This window comes from Acinetobacter sp., assembly GCF_036666595.1.
GTDB lineage: Bacteria > Pseudomonadota > Gammaproteobacteria > Pseudomonadales > Moraxellaceae > Acinetobacter.
Genome location: NZ_JAVWVO010000001.1, coordinates 497,192 through 517,282 on the forward strand (window position 1 = coordinate 497,192; position 20,091 = coordinate 517,282).

The window sequence follows — 20,091 nt, forward strand, 5'->3', positions numbered from 1 at the left end:
TGAATCAAATACATCCTTGTAATTGACTCATTATTACTAATTCTGATTAATCGCGTGTTTTTACATCATACAATTCAATTTCAAAAATCAAATTTGAATTGGCAGGAATAATATTACCCATTTTACGCTCACCATAAGCCAAATGTGACGGCACGATGAGTTTACGTTTACCGCCCACTTTCATGCCCATAATACCTTGGTCCCAACCTTTGATGACACGGCCTGTACCAATCACGGTTTCAAAGTAGTTTCCACGGTCTAAAGATGAGTCAAACTTGGTGCCATCTTCTAACCAGCCCGTATAATGCGTGGTGATTAAAGCACCTTTGACTGCTTCTTTGCCTTCACCGACAACCAAATCAATAATTTCTAATTCTGCGCTCATGTTTTCGCTCCCAACCTATTCAATCAATAAATCTAGTTAAACTGCATGCTTATTGCAATTGCGTCCATTCAATAATGGCTTGAGCATGGTCACCAATTAAGGTCCACTCACCATCCATCACATTCAACTGAAGTTGCATGGTACGCTCACACAGGGCTTGAACCGCTTCAGTACTTGCAGTCGACAATTGCCAGATTTCAACATTGTTCAATGTTTTCAACTTACTGTTGCGCTTATACCATTCATCGACCGCTGTGCCATAAGTGACAATCGCCACTTGCTTACAACGTGCACTGGCTTTTTTCACTTTATCTTCGTCTGGGCTGCCCACTTCAATCCATTTCACTAGCTGACCCGTTAGATCTTTTTCCCACAGCGCAGGTTCATTGGTTTCAAATAAATCTTTGGTAAACTCTAAAGCTTCATCCGCAAAACGTGCAAACGCCAACAAACGCACCATCAAACGCTCGATAGTTTCTGAAGGATGCAATGCCAAAGTCAGTTGATAGTCCCCATATTGGTGAACATCCATATTGGCAATATTCAAATCTGCCTTATAAATTGTAGCTTTAAGCGCCATACATACCATCCTCAAATTTGCCGACTAGCATATAAGATTTCGGCTTTTTTTGCTTAAAACAATTTAAGTCATTGCTCAATGCGACATGCAAAAAGTGCGCTTTCAAAACCCATCCAATCTCTTTCATTTTGAACAATCAATTCAACTCGGTTATCAATCCCTTCTTCGACATCTTGATAGTTGAATTGTTCAGGATTGAAATTAAATGCCTTCCACCCCTGATTGGTATGGAAAATTCCTTTAATCCGTCGCCAATCTTGCTGTTCGCAAAGCAAATCTAATAAATCGTAAAAGTCAAAAACCCAACGCTTCGGCATTTTCCAACCTGCAACACTATAACCTTGTGCCGTTTCTACATAGTGATACGGCAACTGTTTAATCTCTGGAAAATCTTGTTGAGTCGCTTTCAACTGTTGCTGAACGTTCAGTAAAGGCTGTTTGAATCGTTTTGTTCCGATGTACTCAAAATCGATTTGCGTAAGCTCAATCTTGCCCTGCTCTGCCATCAACCACTGCTGAGCATAAGGCTGATATTCAGTTTGCAGTTTTTCAAGAGCATCTTGATCTGCTTTTTGCATTTGAGCTTGATGAGAAACCACCACAATCTGCGCCGCTTTTAATTGATCCTGATAGAGATTTTGTGCTGTCCATGTATGACCATGTAAACGCGAACCATCCAGCACCGTGATCGGCGCACGCATGTGTAGGGTCGAGTGCCAATGTGGCTCGGTCAGTTGCTCCAGTAACTGTGCTGGATGTCCCAAGCCTGTGGGTTCAATAAACAGCCGATCAGGCTTTTGTTCTGAGAGCAACCGAGACAGTGCAATTTGCATCGGTAGTTGGCTGCTACAACATAAACAGCCACCGAGTAATTCTTTCACCGCATAGCCTTCCGTTTTCGGCATGAGCTGTTGATCTACGCCAATTTGCCCAAACTCATTCATCAGAACCGCCCAAACTTCATGTTCAGGTTTCTGACCTAACAAATGCATGAGCAAAGTGGTTTTACCCGCACCGAGAAAGCCCGAAATAATATGCGTAGGAACCGCCTGCGGCATCGACATCAGTTTCAAAATTTTATACCTAGCATGGAATATGACAAAAACAGCACAATAAAATAGACATCCATCTTAATTTAAATAGCCAACTTTCTCATCTCAAATCCATGGCATCGAACACTCAGCATTCAATCGGCTGACATTTCATTCATTTACACCGTATTGGACAAACTTCCTTACATTTTACTCAACACCTAAATCAGGGTTTTGCACTTAATTCGCATGCTTTGTACAGTTTATGTGAGTTTTCAAACATCTTCATTGATCATTAATTCTTCATTTCCTTTCAATCTGTTCACAAAAAGCTTCTACTTGTTACTTAAAGCTCACCATTTTTTCATCATCTGTAGTTTTAGGTAATGTGCACTTTTCACATTGTTGCTTCGATTGAACCGTAGATATTCAGGCGATAGCATGAAGCTCAGTTCAAATTGATGTGATGATCAGTCTGAACTATTTTTATCTATAAAATATAAGGATGCCAAAACCATGAAACTTTCTCGCTTAATTATTGCAACATCTTTAACAGCTGTGAGCTTTGCAACTTTTGCTGCACCTCAGCAAGCGCCAGCTCAAGAAGACAAAGTTGTTGTATCAACCCAAGAAACAGCTGAAACCACGGACTTAAGTGCAAATGCACCTGCTTCTGAAGCATCAGCAGAGCAACCGAATCAAGAAAAAGCCGCTAAATAATTGAAATATTGCGAGATCTAGTAGCTTTACTCTCCTGCTGGATCGCAACAACTTTTTAGCGTCACTTGAAACCAAGATATATCCTGTCTTGGTTTCTTTTTATTTTTGCATATGCACGTACACTATAAAAGTTCGAAATCATCGAGTGCAGAAAAGCCAAATTTGCGTAGTTTGCCCATATCGACTTCTATTCAAAACATAAACGTCAGACATAAAAAAATCCCCTATGTAGGAGATCTTTTTTTTAAAACTTAACTATGTGATGTTTTTTTATAAATACTGCACGAAGGATGATGGTTCTCTTGTAAGCGCGCGACCTTACGTTGTTCAGCGGCTTCAAAACGGCAACGCTTCCAGTCATTGTCCAAATTCAACGCAGGAATTTGTTTTGGCTTACCATTTTCATCTACCGCAACCATGGTGAAGTAACAACTATTGGTATGGCGTACTGTACGCTTTTGAATATTTTGTGCTTCAACACGAATACCAATTTCCATCGAAGTACGACCGACATGGTTCACGCTTGCCAAGAAAGTCACTAACTCGCCCACATGAATCGGCTCTTTAAAATTAACTTTATCAACCGATAAAGTCACCACATAACTTCCTGAAAAACGACTCGCACACGCATATGCCACTTGGTCTAACAGTTTCAAAATGGTGCCACCATGCACATTTCCTGAAAAATTCGCCATATCAGGTGTCATTAAGACCGACATAGTGAGTTCAGACTGGTCATCCGCAGCCGCAGCAATTTGATCTAATGGGGACATCGCGTTCTCTAATTGGTAAGATAATAGGATATGTGACATTTATTATATCGGTTTTGAACGCTAAATTTGGTAACAAAACCATCATTATTATTTATAGTGATTTAAGTATCATTCAAAAAAAATATATAAAGAAGACTAAGCTTTTGAATCTATAGGCCTTCTTTAAATTTTAATTTATTCAAAAACCTTGACGTTGTGATATTTTCGCAGCACATAAATGGCTTTTAGTCTGATTCACTGTATTTAAAGTTATAGAGATGTATAAAAGCCCATTCAGGCTTTTATTTCTACATCGCGCCAGATCAATGCGTTCGTGCTTGAATACTTGGAATATTCAATTTCTGCTTATAATTTTTCTGCGTAAAAACTTTTTGAATCTGTCCTAACTGCGCAACGGTTGCATCGGCCCCAGCTTGCATGGTCAACTCACGTCCGCTGACATCAAAAATATGGACTTTCTCGCGCAAGTCTGGCTGAATCACAATATCTGCATTTTTTAGCTCAATTTGTGCAAGGTTTTTTTGCATAATATTGATATTTTGGTTAAACAGCCCCCAGACATTTGAGGTTTCGGTATACATCGGCTGCGCCAAAATATCGACCGCAATAATAATATCTGCTCCTAACTTGCGTGCTACATCAACAGGTACTGGGCTGACTAAACCGCCATCCACATATTCATCAGCACCAATCTTAGTTGGAATGAACATACTCGGGATCGATACCGATGCTCGAACCGCTTGACCAGTATTGCCATAGTTAAAGACAACTTTTTTGCCTTCTTTTAACTGCGTCGCCACCACATACATCGGGATAGGTAAGCGCTGAAGTGGAACATCGCTTACTTGCTCATTAACATAATCTTCAACTTTTTGACCATCAAAGAAACCTTTCATGTCCAAACGAATATCGCGCACGTCATTTGCTTTCATATTCAGCGCAATATCACGAATTTGATTGGCATTTTTTCCGCTGGCATACAGTGAGCCGACGATACTACCGGCACTGGTTCCTACGATAAAGTCAGGACGAATCCCCGACTGCTCTAAAACTTGAATTGCGCCAATATGTGCATAACCACGTGCACCACCACTCCCCAACACCAAGGCAATAATTGGACGGTTCTGTTCTTTTTTGAGCTGTTTAAAATTGATCTGGTTTAGTCTCTCTTGGGCTTCCCCTGACTCAGTTTCGGCTGAAAAAGCCTGACTCGGCGTTTCTTGAGCAACTTTGGGCATGCTTTGACAGCCTGCTAAAGCGAGCAATGTAAACGACATAAGGCTAAGTTTAATGTTCAACATGATTCACCGAAGTTGAGATAGCGCGAAATTTTCCAGCAGTATAGTGTATGAAAATCGGCACTCTAAGTACTGTTGTTTTTCGTAAAAGCGTCATATTCGCCTATTATAATCTGTTTCAATTTGTCAGCATAATTCAACATGCGCACTCAGCATCTCACTTGCATCTTTCTGCACTTTTTAAAATTGGGCTGCTTGTCTTTTGGTGGCCCTGCTGCTCATTTGGTGTTTTTTCACCGACATTTTGTACAGCAACTTGGGTGGTTGAGTGATGCTGAATACACCCAACTGGTTGCTCTCGCACAATTGCTCCCAGGGCCGACCAGCAGCCAAGTGGGTATTGCCATTGGTTATCAACTCCAAGGCTACCGCGGTGCGTGTGTGGCGTGGCTCGGATTTACCTTACCGTCTATGCTTCTCATGGCAGGTCTTGCGGTACTGGGTCAACAGTACTTCAATCAACTCAGTGCAACGACATTACATAGCATTCAGTTGATCGTTTTTGCTGTGGTGATTTGGGCCTGTTGGCAAATGTTGACAAGTTTCTGCCAAACTATTTGGCAATATGTGCTGATGTTACTTAGCACCTTGTTTCTTTACTTTGCCCCATGGTCATTCAGCCAAGCCATTGTCATCTTAGTTGCTGCTCTGGTCGGTATTTATTTCGCATCAGATTCGACATCAAAGCTTCAGGACAGCAGCTTAAAGGCAAAAGTCCAAGCAAAGCAGGCTTATTTTTGGCTGATTGCCTTTGTTTTGCCTTTTGTAGTTTTTATGGTGTGGCATTCATCTTCTTCACTCTTCTCACAGAGCCTGTTTAGTTTTTACCAAGCAGCATCTTTGGTTTTTGGTGGCGGGCATATTATTTTGCCACTTTTACATCAAGACTTCGTCGTCAGCCATATTTTATCTGCCGAACAATTTGACTTAGGTTATGCGCTGGCTCAACTCATGCCCGGCCCCTTATTTAGTTTCGCCAGTTACTTAGGTGCTTTATTACCTTTAACGCCATTTGTTTGGCTGAATGCGATTCTAGCCACTTTAGCAATCTTTCTACCCTCATTCTTTTTAATATTTGCCACCTTGCCCTATTGGTCTTGGCTTATGCAGCAAGCTGCGATCCGGAAAGCCGTGATTGGGATCAATGCGGCAGTGGTAAGTTTACTGCTGTGTTTAGTGATACAAATGGGACAAAGTTATTTCAAGCATTGGACTGACTTAGTTTTTGTAATCGCTGTTATTTTAATGCTTCGAACCAAACTCCCGATTTGGCTAAGCCTGATTTTAAGTTTTGCACTCTATCAGCTGTTCTTTTACTTTAGCGGTTAAATAGCCATAAAAAAGCCCCTATCAATGTAGAGGCTTTTTTAATGTGCTAAAAGATTACCAAATGTCTGATTTCACTTTGTCTTTAAATTTAGGATGGTTATCCAATTTAAACACAGGCTCTTTCACACCCTGTTTCAGCTGTGCTAAATAGTCTTTTAACAGCATCAATAAAAATGGTGTTAACAGCAAAATAGCAAACAAGTTAATGGTGGCCATGATGCCCATGAACAAATCCGCAGTATTCCAAATGAGAGGCACGCTCATCACTGAACCGAGATACACCATAATCAAAACAAAGATACGGAAGACAAACATCACCTTGGCATTGTTATTGATAAATTGCACATTCCCTTCTGCATAGGCATAGTTACCAATGACTGATGAAAAGGCAAACATGAATAAAATCGTTGCAAGGAAGTCATCACCCCAAGAACCAATTTGACTCTCTAAAGCCATTTGGGTGAGCGCTACGCCTTCAAAGCCCGCATCATGATAAAGTCCTGAGGCCAAAATAATAATCGCTGTACATGAACACACCACAAAGGTATCCACAAATACACCGAGCATTTGTACCAAACCTTGGTTTACAGGGTGCTTTACATCCGATGCAGCTGCCGCATTCGGTGCTGAACCCATACCTGCTTCATTAGAGAATAAACCACGTTTAATCCCCATCATCATTGCCATAGAAACCATCGCACCGAAGAAACCGCCAGCAGCAGCTTCAAACTCAAAAGCTTTCGAGAAAATGAGCTGGAAGATATCAGGTAAAATAGCGTAATTAATTACGGCAATATATAAAGCAACTGCCAAATACAACAAAGCCATCAATGGCACAAAACTTTCTGCCACTTTGGCAATACGTTTGATCCCACCAAAAATAATCATCGCGGTCAGCAAGACTAGACCTAGTCCAACCCAAGACACCACAATATGAATGCCACCGAGTTCAAATGCTAGATTGGCTTTATCCCATCCCCATGCATGTGCTGTCGCACCAGTAATCGCATTGGCCTGTACTGCGTTAAACACAAAACCATAGGTTGAAATAAGCGCAACGGCAAAGACTACACCCAACCATTTTTGTTTCAGGCCTTGGGTAATATAGTACGCAGGTCCACCACGGAACTGTTTATTTTCTTGGTCGCGCACCTTAAATAACTGCGCGAGAGATGATTCAACAAAAGCCGAACTCATGCCTAAAAATGCAGTGACCCACATCCAAAATACTGCACCTGGTCCACCAATCGCAATTGCGATCGCAACGCCCGCGACATTACCCACACCTACACGACTTGCAAGCCCAGTGACAAAAGCCTGAAAAGGTGTAATGCCATGATCATCATCGCATTCCTTACGGCTTGATTTCATGACCTTGATGCTGTGCAAAAATAAGCGAACCTGTACTGCACCTGTAATCAGGGTATAAAACACACCGACAGCAACAAGGAAAATCACCAAAAAGTCCCACAGAGGTCCATTCAGTGTATTCACCCACCCGAGTAATGTTTCATTTAATTGATCATTCATCTCGATATCCTAATTATTGTGAGAGGCTTAAAAGCAAAAAAGCCCTAGTTTCCTAGGGCCAAAGGTTAATAAAAATTAACCAAAAAATTGCAAAATCGTTTGGATCACAACAACGTTCACCAAATCAATAAAGAATGCGCCTACAAGAGGAACAATCAAAAATGCTTTGTGTGAAGGGCCATACATGTTGGTAATGGCTTGCATGTTTGCAATTGCATTTGGCGTTGCTCCCATACCGAAGCCACATAGACCTGAAGCAAGTACCGCAGAGTCATAGTTTTTACCCATTACACGGAATGATACATATACTGCAAACACCCACATTGCAATCGATTGCGCAACCAACAATACAATCATTGGAATTGCAAGGTCTGCTAACTGCCATAATTTCAGTGAAACCAGTGCCATCGCTAAATATAAAGCTAGAGCAGTATTACCAAAGACATCAATTGATCGGTCAAAAATTTCTCGTTTGAAACCCGACTCAACGACATTACGTAAAATAATACCGCCCATTAATGCCCAAACGAATGTTGGCAATTCAAATGCCGTACCGACCGTAAGGTTTTTCAACACCTCTGCAAATGCTAAAGCAAATGCAAACATACCCAGCGTCACAATCGCATTATCTGCAGTGATTAGACGTACTTTCTGAGGCGCTTCAAAAGCATATTCGCCTTCAGTCAATGGAGCATCTTTATTTTCTTGGCGTACATCAGCATTTAATGGTGATGCTAAGCTGTGCTTACGAATTAAGTAACGTGCTAATGGGCCGCCCATTAAGCCGCCGACAACCATACCGAATGTCGCACTCGCGATACCCATTGGTAGTGCACCTTCAACAGCATACTTGGTCTCAAAGATTGGTCCCCAAGCGCCAGCAGTACCCAAACCGCCAACCAAAGCAATTGAACCTGCAATCACGCCCATCAAAGGATCTAAGCCCAATGCTGAAGCTACAGCCATACCGACACCGTTTTGAATCAAAACGAAAACCGAAATAGCGATTAGAAAAATAAATAATGGCTTACCGCCTTCTTTCAGTTTGGCAAAGTTTGCACTTAAACCAATAGACGCAAAAAACATTAACATAAATGTATCTTGCATTGGTTTATTTACAGAAATGGTATAACCTAAAAACTGATGAATTAGATAAAATAAAACCGCTCCAACTAAACCACCTGCAACTGGTTCTGGAATGTTGTATTTGGTTAGAAATGGGATGTACTTATTTAAAATACGTCCCACATAGAGCACCAACACCGCTAACATAAGCGTATATGTTGGATTTAATATTAAATCCATAAAAAACCCTTAAGTGATAAATCACTCTCGTATTTGTAAATTAGATAACTCAGCTTTATCAAATGTCACAACACCGCAAAAAACTTATCGTCTCTTACAGTGGTTTTGTTGGATAAATATGATTGGAGTAAGATCTAAGCCTGTAACAAATACATTTAACTCTTGTTCAAGCAAAAAAATGCATACATAAGCGAATTATGCATGCATCTTAAGTTTTTATAAACAGTTTATTAATTAAAAGCTGTATTTCGCCATTAAGCCAACACGGTTGTCTTTGTAACTATCACCAGCAAATGTATCACGTTTACCATTGATATATTCAACACCTAAGTCCAAAGGCTTAACTGGTGAATAGATGAAGTTAATCCATGCTTGGTAAACTTCTTCGTTTGCAGCTGTGTTTAAACGCGCGTAATCAGTACCATCATCAGCAAAGAGTGCGCCATACGCTAAAGTCGAACGTAATTTTTCGTTGAATTTATACGTACCACCCACTTGTACACCGAATGCTTCATTTTGTGCAATCTTGTCATTTGCAGCATTAACCACGTATGCAGAGTTACTGCCATACAAGTAGTTACTGTTCCCGTCAACATAAGACACATCAGCACTTAGTTTTAGCGGATCCATTACTTGATAATTTACACCTGCTGCCACACCCCAACCAGTATCAGAATCGTTAGCAGACTTGTAGTTTTCGACCAAAGCACGTGCAGATACAGAACCTTTACCATCAGCAAAACCTTGCGTCAACTTCGCAGTTAAGTTAGGTACACTATATTTAATTGCCGCATCTGAACTACCACTATTGCTATTTCCTTCTTCCGCAGCAATAAATAATTTCGTTGCAGGTGCTAAATTAAAGCCATAACGTACTTGTGGAATACGTGCTGTACCACCACCCACGTTCGTGCCGAAATCAATCATTTCTGGCGCATGGTTAGACAAGAAGTTAGATGTAGTTTGACCAAACAACCAGTTGTTATAAGTCAAATATGCATGACGAATACGCAGTGCTTCATTTGTTCCAGCGAAGTCCACTTCTACTTTACCGCCAAGTTTGTTATCGCCACCAACATTGGTATTGAAATCTAAACCTAAACGCGTAGTTTTTGCTGTTGCACGAAGTTTGTCTTTAGTTTTACCATCTGAACTTGCAACTTTGTTGAAGTCATCATCCGCACCTTCAATAATGTAGTTTGCATCGCCACGTACATAACCATATAGGTTAATGTCTGCGCCAGACTTAGATTTGAACGAAGACAGTGGAGATTCAGCTTTTACAGGAGCGGGCTGTGCTTTCACTTGTTGAATCTGAACTGCTTGCTGTTGTTGAACTTGTTGCTGTTGTTGCATCAATGCTTTTAGCTCTGCAACTTCAGCGCGTAATTGCGAGAGTTCTTGTTGTTCTTTGGTTGCAGCATGAGTTGTTGTCATCATCAGAGCAGCCACGCTAAGTGCTAGGCTTTGAGCGATAAATGGCTTTTTATTGAGGGCTAAACGCATACACAAACTTCCTTTATTACATTGTTAGTGGTGAATCAAAAATTCCATTTCAGTAAAATTTACTATACAAAAACCATTCCATTTCGGTCACTTTATGTATAGAACAATCTTATAAAGATGAAAAATCGCACATTTCGATGTTTTAAGATATGACCTTTTATTACTCTTGCCACTAAAGTCTAATACCAGCAATTTTGAACGATAATTGATGTTATTCGCGATTGGCTTTGAAGCATCAAATTACAATTTAGCCAGACTTTTGCAATAATTAAGTAACAATTCTTCATATTTTCTTAAATATAGACTGAGTTTTATTTGAGATCTATACTTTTTTCTTATAACTAAAGTCTTAGTCTAATCGATAACCACCTATGCTCAGTGATGGGTCAAAATCACACCTTTGCACCAAAAAAGTGTAACTATTCAGACGATTATTGAGCATGGTGCATTGAATGCCTTAAGGCACCAATACACAACTACATAAAAAGTACGTGTGATCGCAGGGAAAAAGCCCAACGAATTACTTGAGCGGGTCTATCATGCTCTTTTTAGACTGTCTGAACATCCTGAAAAAACATCGAATAACAAGTAAATTTTACACATCATCCTGAAAAATAGATTTCAGCTTTTATTGAGCGCCGCAGTGAAAATGGTTGAGGTTGTATGGCGGACTTAATATTCAAAAAGGTGAAAAAGCGAAAATGGTACAGCAGCAACTTTGGAATGAGCAATTTTTTTGATGCACCTGACGAACTATTTTTCACAGTCAATCAAGCCATGAGCATCGGTGCGAAAATGGATATTGCCATGATGATGCAAAATGTCATGATTGTAGCCAAAGCACGAGGTTCAGGCACTTGCCACAAGCCGCATGGAATCATTTTCAAACAATCGTGCTGAATATAGTTGGTGCTGCACAGAAAGAAGAATTGATCTGTGGCATAGCATTGGGTTATATGGATCCTGAGCAGATCGTCAATCGCTTTATAACACCACGCGTGCCAGTTGAAGATTTTGCAGTATTCTTAAACAATGACTACGATTTAAAGCATACATTCAAATAAAAAAAGAGACTAGAATCAGCCTCTTTTTTCATACATTGGAATTACTTAATTTTTTTTAAACCTTTTCTTGCTCAAGCTTAAACACATAATACAAAGCCAAAGCTACAAAAATGGCCATGACTATTGACATATTCAAAAGTGGCGACCAGAGTAGAAAATTAAGAATCACGCCGCAAAGTAGACCACAACCAAATTGCATGCTGCCCATAATCGCACTGGCTGTTCCTGCACGTGCACCCTGCTCAGACATTGCAATCGCCATAGCATTTGGCCCTGTAAAACCGATTGCTGCAACAGCGAGAAACATCCCTGCACATACAATATATAAGGGCGCATGCGTCATGCTACCCGCTACCAACAGCAGCCCCACACCAGCCAACTGCAAAAAACTGCCTAATTTTAAGCGCTGAAAAACACTTAACTTTTGTGCCAAGCGCTTATTTAAGGTTGAGAACAGCATAATCCCAACTGCATTGGCACCAAAGGCATAGGCAAAAACTTGCTGACTTAAGCCGTAACCATCCATCAGAATGGCAGCAGAAGCACTGATATAACAAAAGAGTACAGCCCCAGCAAAGCATCCAACAAACATCGGGCGTCTAAAGCTCGAATCTTGCAGAATCGCCCCGTAGAGGTTTAAAACTTGATTAAAGTTAAGCTTTAAACGACGCTTCGGATCTAAAGTTTCTTCAAAGAAAAAATGTACGCAGCACAGGCTTCCCAAGCCTACGACCATCAAAAAGGCAAAAATACTATGCCAACTACTGAAACTCAGTACCAACGCGCCTAAACTCGGTGCAATAATCGGCGCGATGGTGGTCACGATCATCATACTGGCAAATGCTTGGGCTGAGGCTTGCATATCTAAACGGTCACGAATCGCAGCACGGGCAATCACCACGCCCACACAACCGCCTAAGGCTTGCAAAACCCGAGCGGCAATGAGACTCCACTCACTGTTTGCAAACACACACAGTAAACTGGCAATAATGTAGAGACTCAGTCCAAAATACAGCGGTTTTTTCCGCCCAATTCGATCACTTACAGGTCCATAAATCAGTTGTCCAATAGCCAAGCCCAAGAAGTACGCAGGTAAGCTATTGGCCACCATTTGTGTGCTTACCCCAAAATCATTCGCCATTTGTGGCAAAGCAGGCAAATACATATCAATCGATAGTGGACCGAGTGCAGTCAGTGAAGCAAGTAAGAGAATCCAAGCGTTGGAATAGACCGCTTTTTCCTGTGTAGTCGGCATAGGATTAATTTATGTTTTGGAAGGAGAGTTTGCAGACAAGTTTACACGCTCCATAGTATGATTTATACCAGAGCAGGTGAAATTTCACATATTCTCATATTTGAAAATTGTCCAACCCTAGGCGACAAACAAAGGTGCCCTTTGAAAGCATGGCTGACCAGTCTAAAACAGGCTACTTATAATACAACCTTCATGTATAACCTCCGCATGGTCATTACTTTTGCAGGGACTGCTTTTGTTCCATATTTTATGGGTTTTCAACTGGCAACTATTCCGCTGACACTCGGCGCAGTTGCTGCGGGTTTAAGTGATATTGATGACCGCTTTTCCGTGCGGATCATGAATTTAATTTTTACCTATATTGGCTTTTTCATTACTGCAACGTCGATTTACTTTTTATTCCCGCACCCAATTTTATTTGCACTGGGACTGATAGTTTCGTGTATTGGCCTGATTTTACTGGGCTCATTGGGGCGTCGTTATGCCACCATATCTTATGGCTGTTTAGTGGTTTCCGTTTACTCCATGCTCGGCGTCGGACTTTTTGACAACTGGTATACACAACCGTCTCTGCTGGTGATTGGGGCAATTTGGTATAGCTTTATTTCAACCATTAGCTTTCTGCTCTTTCCCGTTCGTCAGGTTCAAGACAATCTATCGAAGTGTTATTCCTCACTCGCCGATTTTCTGTTTGCCAAATCCAACCTGTTTGATGTCGATATGACAGCCAACAGCTATCAACAGAGCATGATTGAACTGTCGTTGGAAAATGGCAAATTAATTTCAATTTTCAACGACATGAAAACCGCCTTACTCACCCGTTTAAAAGGTGACCGTGGACAACGGGATACACGCCGCAGTCTGCAATATTATTTTGTGGCGCAAGATATTCACGAGCGTGCAGATTCAGCACATATTGACTATCAAAAACTGGCGAAAATTTTTCAACACAGCGATATCTTATTCCGCTTTCAACGAATTCTATCTATACAAGCCAAAGCCTGTAAGGACTTAAGCAGCAGCATTTTAAACCGTCAAAGCTACACCCATAATAAACGCTTTAAACATGCTTTTGAAAACCTCCGTTTATCATTAGAAAAGCTCAGAGACGAACAACAATACGACCAAATTTGGGTCAATGCTCTGTTTTCGTTGTATCAAAACTTAAAGTCTATTGATGCACAGCTACGTAACTTAGAAACTGAACGCAATATTAAACTTGAGAAAGCTAAGCATATCGAAAGCCAGCTCAAAGATGATGACCTGAAAGGCTGGGATGACATTAAGATTCGGATTAAACAACATCTCACCCCAGAATCGGTGTTATTTCGACATGCGATTCGTTTATCTATCGTGCTATTAGTCGGGTATATCTTTGTTCAAGTCACCAACATTGAATATGGGTACTGGATTCTACTTACAGCACTCTTTGTCAGTCAGCCCAATTTCAACGCAACCAAACGTCGTTTACGTTTACGTATCGTAGGGACGTTGGTCGGGATCATTTTAGGGTATGCCGTGTTGTACTTTGTACCTTCGATTGAAGGACAACTTCTAGTATTGGTCATCAGTGGTGTGCTGTTCTTTGAGCTCCGCAGTAAGCAATATGCACAAGCCACCGCTTTTATCACCATCTTGGCGCTGATTAATTTCAACTTAGATGGGATGGGATACGAAGCTGCTCTTCCGCGTATGATGGATACCCTAATTGGCTGTGGACTGGCATGGTTAGGCGTGAGTTTCATTTTCCCAGACTGGAAGTTTCGTCGCTTACCCCGCACAATTTACCGTTCGCTTTCCGCTCAATGTGATTATTTGGCTGAGGTGATTGAACAATACAAGTCTGGACGCAACAACGGCCTGAATTATCGCGTGGTACGTCGTGCGGCGCACAATACCGATGCCGAAGTTGCTTCACTCATTTCAACTTTAGCCACCGAGCCCGACTTTGACCCAACGCAAAAAAGTTTGGCGTTTGAATTCTTGTGTCTCAATCATACCTTTATTAGCTATATTGCTGCTTTGGGGGCTCATCGTGAAAAAATTGACGATCCAGAAATTTTAGAATTGATGGATCGCGCTTTTGACAATATCCAAGGTGCGCTACTGCGTGATGAAATGCCTGATTTAACGGCGCAAAATATGCTACAGACCATACGTCAGCGTTTAAGCCAAAATAATGAGGAAGATCAAAAGGCACTGATTATTTTGCAGCAGCTTTCATTGATGTTTAGCATCTTGAATCAGTTCAGTCGGTTGAAGCAAAGTTTAAGCCACGAACGGGATCATGAGGCCACAGAATTGGCTTCATTATAATATGGATGATTTTGGAACAATATACTCACTGAAATGCTCTAAATAATGCTAAACTTTTTGCAGTTTTAGATCTGTTACTTTCACTATGACCGCGAAAAATTTATACGCTTATACTTTACAGCCTGTGACCTATGAAATCACCGAGGCTGAACAACGCGATGCTCAATTAAAAATTTGGCGTAGCACAAACAAAATTAGCATGAAAGCTTGGATCATCATGGCTGTGGTTACAGCCCTTTCGATTCTTGGCTTAGTTTTGTTAAAAAATTATTCAACCATTTTTTGTTGGGTTGCTCTCGCCTGTGTCCTAACTTATCTTTTAGTCCGTAAGTTCGGCTTAGAATGGTATGTGAAACGCAAAATGAATGAATTTCCAGTACAGGAAATTAAAGGCATTCGTTTAGGCGTACAACCTCACGGCCTGATTATGCGCCAGAAAATGGGCATGCAAGAAGGTGTCGGTGCAATCGGTTGGAAAGACATCTACGAATGGTATAACACACCTGAGTTTTTGTTGATTAAATTCAAAGTAAAAGGCGAAGAAGGTGCATACATTCTGCCAAAACGTATGGATAGCAAAAACTTCTCGTTTAATACGATTCGTAAGCATTTAAAAGAAACAGTCGGTGAAGCGCAGCCACTTTAAGTCCTGCCTTTCTCCTATGTAAAAAACCTCCAACTTTTGGAGGTTTTTTACATCTTCAACCCTCAAATACAAATGATAATGAGAATAAATATTAATTTCTAAATCCATATTATCTTCTCAATCTTCAGGTATAATTTCCGCACAACAAATCGCTCACCATTAAGTATCGCCATGTTTAAAAAAACATTTTTCCAATTGCATTGGTTTTTGGGAATCACTGCGGGTCTTATCCTGTCGCTTATGGGCGTCACAGGGGCCATCTATTCTTATGAACAACAAATCTTAAAATGGATGAACCCAGACAGCTATACCGTTCAAGCAACACAAAACAATAAATTAACCCCTGCTGAGCTGTATCTACATTTCCAAAAACAAGATCCTGCCATCAAAATCAATAGTATTACGATTGCTCAAGAGCCAACCACTTCAAGTACAGTTAATATCGAGAAAGAAGGTGCACGTCGTGGTTATAACATGATGGTGAACCCGTATACTGCTGAAGTCTTACCAGAAATTAAAGGCCGTGAGTTTTTTAACTTTATTCAACAGCTGCACCGTAATTTAACTGTCGGTCCTGTCGGTAAACAAATTACCGGCGCTTGTACCCTCATGCTTATTTTCTTTGTGTTGAGTGGTCTTTACTTACGCTGGCCAAAGCGTCATTCCATCAAACAATGGTTTTTTATTAAACCTAAATTGAAAGGACGCAACTTCATTTGGGATTTACATGCTGTTGTTGGTACTTGGGTGGTGATTTTTTATCTGATCTTGGCCTGTACAGGACTGTACTGGTCTTATGATTGGTGGCGCGATGGCATGTTTAAAGTCCTCGGCGTTGAACGTCCGCAGGCCCAAATGCAAGAAGGAGCCCGTCCAAATGGTGTAGCTCAAGGCCCACGTGGCGAACAGGCTGGTGCTCGTGGTGGCGAATCACGTGAGCAAGGTCGTGGCGGCCCACAAGGTGAGCACACTGCACGTGGCGAACGTGGACAAGGCGAACAACATGGTGAGCGTAAAGGCTTATCTCCAGAACAAGTACAAATTGCTTTAACCCAAACGTGGACAGGATTTAACGCACAAGTTGGTCGTGACTATTCAACCCTGACCCTAAATATTCCGAAAAAGCCTGATGGTACACTTGAGCTTTCATTTGTAGATGCAATTCCACAACATGAGCGGGCGCGAAATTCAGCAGTCTTCAATTATCAAACTGCAAAAATTGAAAAAATGGAGTTGTATGAGCAGAAGAAGCTGAATGAAAAAATCATGAGCAGTATGCTTCCTGTGCACCGCGGTAGCTTCTTTGGCCCCATTTATCAATTCTTTGCCATGTTTGCATCACTGATGATGCCACTGTTCTTTGTAACGGGTTGGATGCTGTATCTAAAACGTCGTAAGCAGAAGAAACTCACTCAGCAAGCCCGTGGTGGAGCGTTGAATGTTCCAATTGATCCACATGCGAAACCATGGCTCATTGCTTATGCAACACAAACAGGTGTTTCTGAGCAAATCGCTTGGCGTACTGCAACCAGCTTACAAGAAGCAAAACAACCTGTAAGCGTTAAAGCTGTACAACACTTAACACAGGATGACTTAAAAACTGCTGAACAAGTGCTTTTTGTTGCAAGTACTTATGGCACCGGTGAAGCACCTGACTTAGCTAGTAGTTTTGAAAAGAAATTTTTAAATACAACTTTGGATTTGTCACACCTTCACTATGCCGTGTTGGCTTTAGGCTCTCAAGAGTATCCTGATTCCTATTGTAGTTTTGGGCATCGCATTGATAGTTGGTTAAAAGCCAATGGCGCACATGCTTTGTTTGCAACCATTGAAGTCAACAACGCAGATAACAATGATATTCAACGTTGGAACAATGCCCTTGCCTCTGCAACCAAGCTTGAGCTTCAAGCCATGAATATTGACAAAACCTTTGATCAATGGACTTTGGCACACCGTGAAGTGCTCAATCCAAATAGTGTCGGAGCACATGCTTATAATATTGAGCTAAAAACCAACTTCGATGCAACATGGCAAGCAGGTGATATTGCTGAAGTTCAACCAGGTAACAGCACAGCACGTATCCAAGCCTTTATGCACAAGCATCATATTGCAGCACAGAGCATCGTTGAGTCTTTAGCCATTTCGATTGAGCAAGCGCTTTGGGATAAGAACCTCAACACAGAAGTTGAACCTTTTGCCAATTTGGAACATTTACTGGAACAATTGAGCCCTTTACCTACACGTGAATACTCGATTGCAAGTGTACCGACTCAACAAGTGTTACGTTTGGTCGTACGCCAACAGCAAGATTCAGAAGGTGAACTGGGCTTAGGTTCTGGTTGGTTAACCCAACATGCAGAGCTTCAGCAACCTATCGCACTACGTATTCGTACCAATGAATCATTCCACTTGATCAATGACAACCGTCCTATCATTTGTATTGGTAATGGCACAGGCATCGCGGGTTTAATGAGTCTACTCCATGCACGTACACGCCTAGACTACACTCAAAACTGGTTGATCTTTGGTGAGCGTCAACGTGAACATGATTTCTTCTATCAAAGTACGATTCAAGCATGGCAAACCACAGGCATGCTACAACGCTTAGATTTAGCGTTCTCACGAGATCAAGCAGAGAAAGTTTATGTACACCATAAACTACGTGAACAAGCCACTGAGCTTAAAACATGGGTTGAAAATGGTGCCGTAATTTATGTCTGCGGTAGCATTAATGGGATGGCGAGCGATGTCGATGCGGCGCTAATTGAAATCTTAGGCGAAGAAAAATTAGATCAACTCCGTCAAGAAGGTCGTTACCGTCGCGATGTTTACTAAACACTAAGTCTAAATGAAAAAACCGAGCCACAGTGCTCGGTTTTTTCATGAATAAATTTGCTAGAATCCATGTAAACGATAACCCACAAGCCTGTATGCAAAAATCAAAAAGAGTCATTAGTTTTATTATCGGGTCATTACTGTTCGCAGACGGCTTATATTTTGTTTTACAACTCCGCTTTAATTTTGGCACCCTCTTGCCCTTATTGATTGGACTAGGTCTAATCATTTATGCACTGGCCTATCCTAAACTTATCGCCTATATTCAAACCAATACAATCAGACAATCAATATGGCGTTGGACTTGGGCTATTTTCTTTGTTTGGGTTTTTAGCTTAGTCATTTTCTTCGTCTTTTTAGGGTTTTCAAATCAACAAAATACCCCTCATGTCAGTGCACCCGCTATTTTAGTTCTTGGGAGTGGCCTGAAGCATGGCAAACCGAGTCCAACATTGGCCAGCCGTTTAGATCAAGCGGCAAGCTATGCTAAGCTATATCCCAACAGTATTATGGTCGTCAGTGGTGGCCTATCTTTTCAGCAAAAAAATAGTGAAGCTGAAGCAATGCGGCAGTATCTGATTGATGTACACCATATCCCAGCACAGCGTATTTACACCGAAGATCAAAGCACCAGTACTGAGTTAAATCTGATCAATAGCAAAAAGATTTTAGCCAAACAGCATATTTCTCTCCAGCAACCGATTGCTATTGTGACCAGCGATTTTCATATCCCTCGTAGCCGTGCTATAGCCATACGTCAGGGTTATCAAACGCCCATCATGATCAGCGCTCAGACACCTCTTGCCACTCGCTATAATGCATGGTTACGTGAATATTTTGCGTATTGGAGTGGTTGGCTACTCAATGAATACTAAAATGAAGTCATCATGTATTAATGAAGGCGGATTGTTCGTGGCGATGGTAATTGTAATTGTTTAAATAATTCAGGCTTCTGCATTGAAAATTGATATAAATAGTTTTTGATATCTAATAATAATTTTTCTGGTGCAACCAACACATTTTGCCCTTCGGGGCTTAAGTTCATAGAGACCGTAGTTTTTTCTGAACGCAAGAATGGAATCACTTTTTCTACTAAATCGCTGAGACCAATACTCTGGATTTCGTAGCCCGCCCAATTATCTTTCACCAAAAGCTGTGCTAAACCTTTACTCTGCCACATCGCAAAAGAACGTTGACCGGTCGGCGTAGCACATAAAGCCCAGCCATCTTGATATAAGGCAATAACATGGCCTTGATGCACGATAGTTTCGATAAAAAGACGATAGATTTCAAGAGGATCGTAAGCAGTATTTTGATTTTTAGACGCAGCTTTGCGTTGATATGGGTTTCTCATAAATCTGTCATATTTTAAAATTATTATTGCACAGAAGTGTATGAAAACAGCTTGAGATAAGCAAGGTTTTTACGATAAGGGAATATGGTGGGCGCTGACGGGATCGAACCGCCGACATTCTGCTTGTAAGGCAGACGCTCTACCAACTGAGCTAAGCGCCCTTG

16 protein-coding genes, 1 tRNA gene and 1 pseudogene are annotated in these 20,091 nt (G+C 41.2%); 7 read left to right on the plus strand and 11 right to left on the minus strand.

Annotated features, from left to right (window positions below; genetic code table 11):
- Positions 1-46: 46 nt before the first annotated feature.
- The 3 genes from RR876_RS02365 to RR876_RS02375 all read right to left on the minus strand — a co-directional run bounded on the left by RR876_RS02365 (position 47) and on the right by RR876_RS02375 (position 2,038).
- Positions 47-385, minus strand: a complete 339-nt coding sequence (locus RR876_RS02365) for an FKBP-type peptidyl-prolyl cis-trans isomerase (RefSeq protein ID WP_004981094.1) — start codon at positions 383-385, stop codon at positions 47-49.
- 49 nt (positions 386-434) lie between these two features.
- Positions 435-965, minus strand: a complete 531-nt coding sequence (locus tag RR876_RS02370; protein ID WP_004981095.1) for a YaeQ family protein — start codon at positions 963-965, stop codon at positions 435-437.
- Positions 966-1,033: 68 nt separating this feature from the next.
- Complete coding sequence (locus RR876_RS02375; protein ID WP_332477444.1) at positions 1,034-2,038, minus strand: GTP-binding protein; 1,005 nt, start codon at positions 2,036-2,038, stop codon at positions 1,034-1,036.
- Between the two features lie 474 nt (positions 2,039-2,512).
- Here RR876_RS02375 and RR876_RS02380 point away from each other — a divergent pair, with 474 nt between their 5' ends.
- Positions 2,513-2,716 carry a hypothetical protein gene (locus RR876_RS02380; RefSeq protein ID WP_332481874.1) on the plus strand — a complete coding sequence of 68 codons (204 nt, stop codon included), beginning with the start codon at positions 2,513-2,515 and terminating at the stop codon, positions 2,714-2,716.
- A 251-nt stretch (positions 2,717-2,967) separates the two neighbouring features.
- Here the strand turns inward: RR876_RS02380 and RR876_RS02385 are convergent, their stop codons facing one another.
- Complete coding sequence (locus tag RR876_RS02385) at positions 2,968-3,489, minus strand: acyl-CoA thioesterase (RefSeq protein WP_058869179.1); 522 nt, start codon at positions 3,487-3,489, stop codon at positions 2,968-2,970.
- 302 nt (positions 3,490-3,791) lie between these two features.
- Complete coding sequence (locus tag RR876_RS02390) at positions 3,792-4,790, minus strand: patatin-like phospholipase family protein (RefSeq protein WP_332477442.1); 999 nt, start codon at positions 4,788-4,790, stop codon at positions 3,792-3,794.
- A 138-nt stretch (positions 4,791-4,928) separates the two neighbouring features.
- Between RR876_RS02390 and chrA the strand changes: the two genes are divergently transcribed.
- On the plus strand, positions 4,929-6,116 hold the full coding sequence (gene chrA, locus RR876_RS02395) for a chromate efflux transporter (protein WP_332477441.1): 1,188 nt from the start codon (positions 4,929-4,931) through the stop codon (positions 6,114-6,116).
- A 54-nt stretch (positions 6,117-6,170) separates the two neighbouring features.
- Here the strand turns inward: chrA and RR876_RS02400 are convergent, their stop codons facing one another.
- The 3 genes from RR876_RS02400 to RR876_RS02410 all read right to left on the minus strand — a co-directional run bounded on the left by RR876_RS02400 (position 6,171) and on the right by RR876_RS02410 (position 10,457).
- A complete protein-coding gene (locus tag RR876_RS02400) occupies positions 6,171-7,646 on the minus strand; it encodes an alanine/glycine:cation symporter family protein (protein WP_004981107.1) in 1,476 nt (491 codons plus the stop codon).
- A gap of 75 nt (positions 7,647-7,721) precedes the next feature.
- Positions 7,722-8,951, minus strand: a complete 1,230-nt coding sequence (gltS, locus tag RR876_RS02405) for a sodium/glutamate symporter (RefSeq protein ID WP_332477440.1) — start codon at positions 8,949-8,951, stop codon at positions 7,722-7,724.
- 234 nt (positions 8,952-9,185) lie between these two features.
- Positions 9,186-10,457, minus strand: coding sequence for a DcaP family trimeric outer membrane transporter (locus tag RR876_RS02410; RefSeq protein ID WP_332477439.1), 1,272 nt, complete (start codon positions 10,455-10,457; stop codon positions 9,186-9,188).
- 496 nt (positions 10,458-10,953) lie between these two features.
- On the opposite strand from RR876_RS02410, the pseudogene RR876_RS02415 reads away from it, so the two are divergent.
- Positions 10,954-11,521: pseudogene (locus RR876_RS02415) on the plus strand (nitroreductase family protein); the annotation flags it as partial.
- Positions 11,522-11,576: 55 nt separating this feature from the next.
- Here RR876_RS02415 and RR876_RS02420 read toward each other — a convergent pair.
- A complete protein-coding gene (locus RR876_RS02420) occupies positions 11,577-12,776 on the minus strand; it encodes a multidrug effflux MFS transporter (RefSeq protein WP_332477438.1) in 1,200 nt (399 codons plus the stop codon).
- A gap of 141 nt (positions 12,777-12,917) precedes the next feature.
- Between RR876_RS02420 and yccS the strand changes: the two genes are divergently transcribed.
- The 4 genes from yccS to RR876_RS02440 all read left to right on the plus strand — a co-directional run bounded on the left by yccS (position 12,918) and on the right by RR876_RS02440 (position 19,448).
- On the plus strand, positions 12,918-15,092 hold the full coding sequence (gene yccS, locus RR876_RS02425) for a YccS family putative transporter (protein WP_332477437.1): 2,175 nt from the start codon (positions 12,918-12,920) through the stop codon (positions 15,090-15,092).
- Between the two features lie 85 nt (positions 15,093-15,177).
- Complete coding sequence (locus RR876_RS02430) at positions 15,178-15,738, plus strand: hypothetical protein (RefSeq protein WP_332477436.1); 561 nt, start codon at positions 15,178-15,180, stop codon at positions 15,736-15,738.
- Positions 15,739-15,909: 171 nt separating this feature from the next.
- On the plus strand, positions 15,910-18,573 hold the full coding sequence (locus RR876_RS02435) for a sulfite reductase flavoprotein subunit alpha (protein WP_332481875.1): 2,664 nt from the start codon (positions 15,910-15,912) through the stop codon (positions 18,571-18,573).
- Between the two features lie 95 nt (positions 18,574-18,668).
- Positions 18,669-19,448: a YdcF family protein gene (locus RR876_RS02440; protein ID WP_332481876.1), complete on the plus strand. Its 780-nt coding sequence runs from the start codon at positions 18,669-18,671 to the stop codon at positions 19,446-19,448.
- Between the two features lie 17 nt (positions 19,449-19,465).
- Here RR876_RS02440 and RR876_RS02445 read toward each other — a convergent pair whose 3' ends face one another.
- Both RR876_RS02445 and RR876_RS02450 read right to left on the minus strand, forming a co-directional pair.
- Positions 19,466-19,927 carry a DUF2750 domain-containing protein gene (locus tag RR876_RS02445; protein ID WP_004694470.1) on the minus strand — a complete coding sequence of 154 codons (462 nt, stop codon included), beginning with the start codon at positions 19,925-19,927 and terminating at the stop codon, positions 19,466-19,468.
- An 85-nt stretch (positions 19,928-20,012) separates the two neighbouring features.
- Positions 20,013-20,088, minus strand: a tRNA-Val gene (locus RR876_RS02450).
- Positions 20,089-20,091: the final 3 nt, after the last annotated feature.

What these genes read in the sequence shown, in the direction of transcription:
- RR876_RS02365 (WP_004981094.1), bottom strand. Translation starts at nt 385, where the DNA reads ATGAGCGCAGAATTAGAAATTATTGATTTGGTTGTCGGTGAAGGCAAA.
- RR876_RS02370 (WP_004981095.1), bottom strand. Translation starts at nt 965, where the DNA reads ATGGCGCTTAAAGCTACAATTTATAAGGCAGATTTGAATATTGCCAAT.
- RR876_RS02380 (WP_332481874.1), top strand. Translation starts at nt 2,513, where the DNA reads ATGAAACTTTCTCGCTTAATTATTGCAACATCTTTAACAGCTGTGAGC.
- RR876_RS02385 (WP_058869179.1), bottom strand. Translation starts at nt 3,489, where the DNA reads ATGTCCCCATTAGATCAAATTGCTGCGGCTGCGGATGACCAGTCTGAA.
- RR876_RS02390 (WP_332477442.1), bottom strand. Translation starts at nt 4,790, where the DNA reads ATGTTGAACATTAAACTTAGCCTTATGTCGTTTACATTGCTCGCTTTA.
- chrA (WP_332477441.1), top strand. Translation starts at nt 4,929, where the DNA reads ATGCGCACTCAGCATCTCACTTGCATCTTTCTGCACTTTTTAAAATTG.
- RR876_RS02400 (WP_004981107.1), bottom strand. Translation starts at nt 7,646, where the DNA reads ATGAATGATCAATTAAATGAAACATTACTCGGGTGGGTGAATACACTG.
- gltS (WP_332477440.1), bottom strand. Translation starts at nt 8,951, where the DNA reads ATGGATTTAATATTAAATCCAACATATACGCTTATGTTAGCGGTGTTG.
- RR876_RS02410 (WP_332477439.1), bottom strand. Translation starts at nt 10,457, where the DNA reads ATGCGTTTAGCCCTCAATAAAAAGCCATTTATCGCTCAAAGCCTAGCA.
- RR876_RS02420 (WP_332477438.1), bottom strand. Translation starts at nt 12,776, where the DNA reads ATGCCGACTACACAGGAAAAAGCGGTCTATTCCAACGCTTGGATTCTC.
- RR876_RS02430 (WP_332477436.1), top strand. Translation starts at nt 15,178, where the DNA reads ATGACCGCGAAAAATTTATACGCTTATACTTTACAGCCTGTGACCTAT.
- RR876_RS02435 (WP_332481875.1), top strand. Translation starts at nt 15,910, where the DNA reads ATGTTTAAAAAAACATTTTTCCAATTGCATTGGTTTTTGGGAATCACT.
- RR876_RS02440 (WP_332481876.1), top strand. Translation starts at nt 18,669, where the DNA reads ATGCAAAAATCAAAAAGAGTCATTAGTTTTATTATCGGGTCATTACTG.
- RR876_RS02445 (WP_004694470.1), bottom strand. Translation starts at nt 19,927, where the DNA reads ATGAGAAACCCATATCAACGCAAAGCTGCGTCTAAAAATCAAAATACT.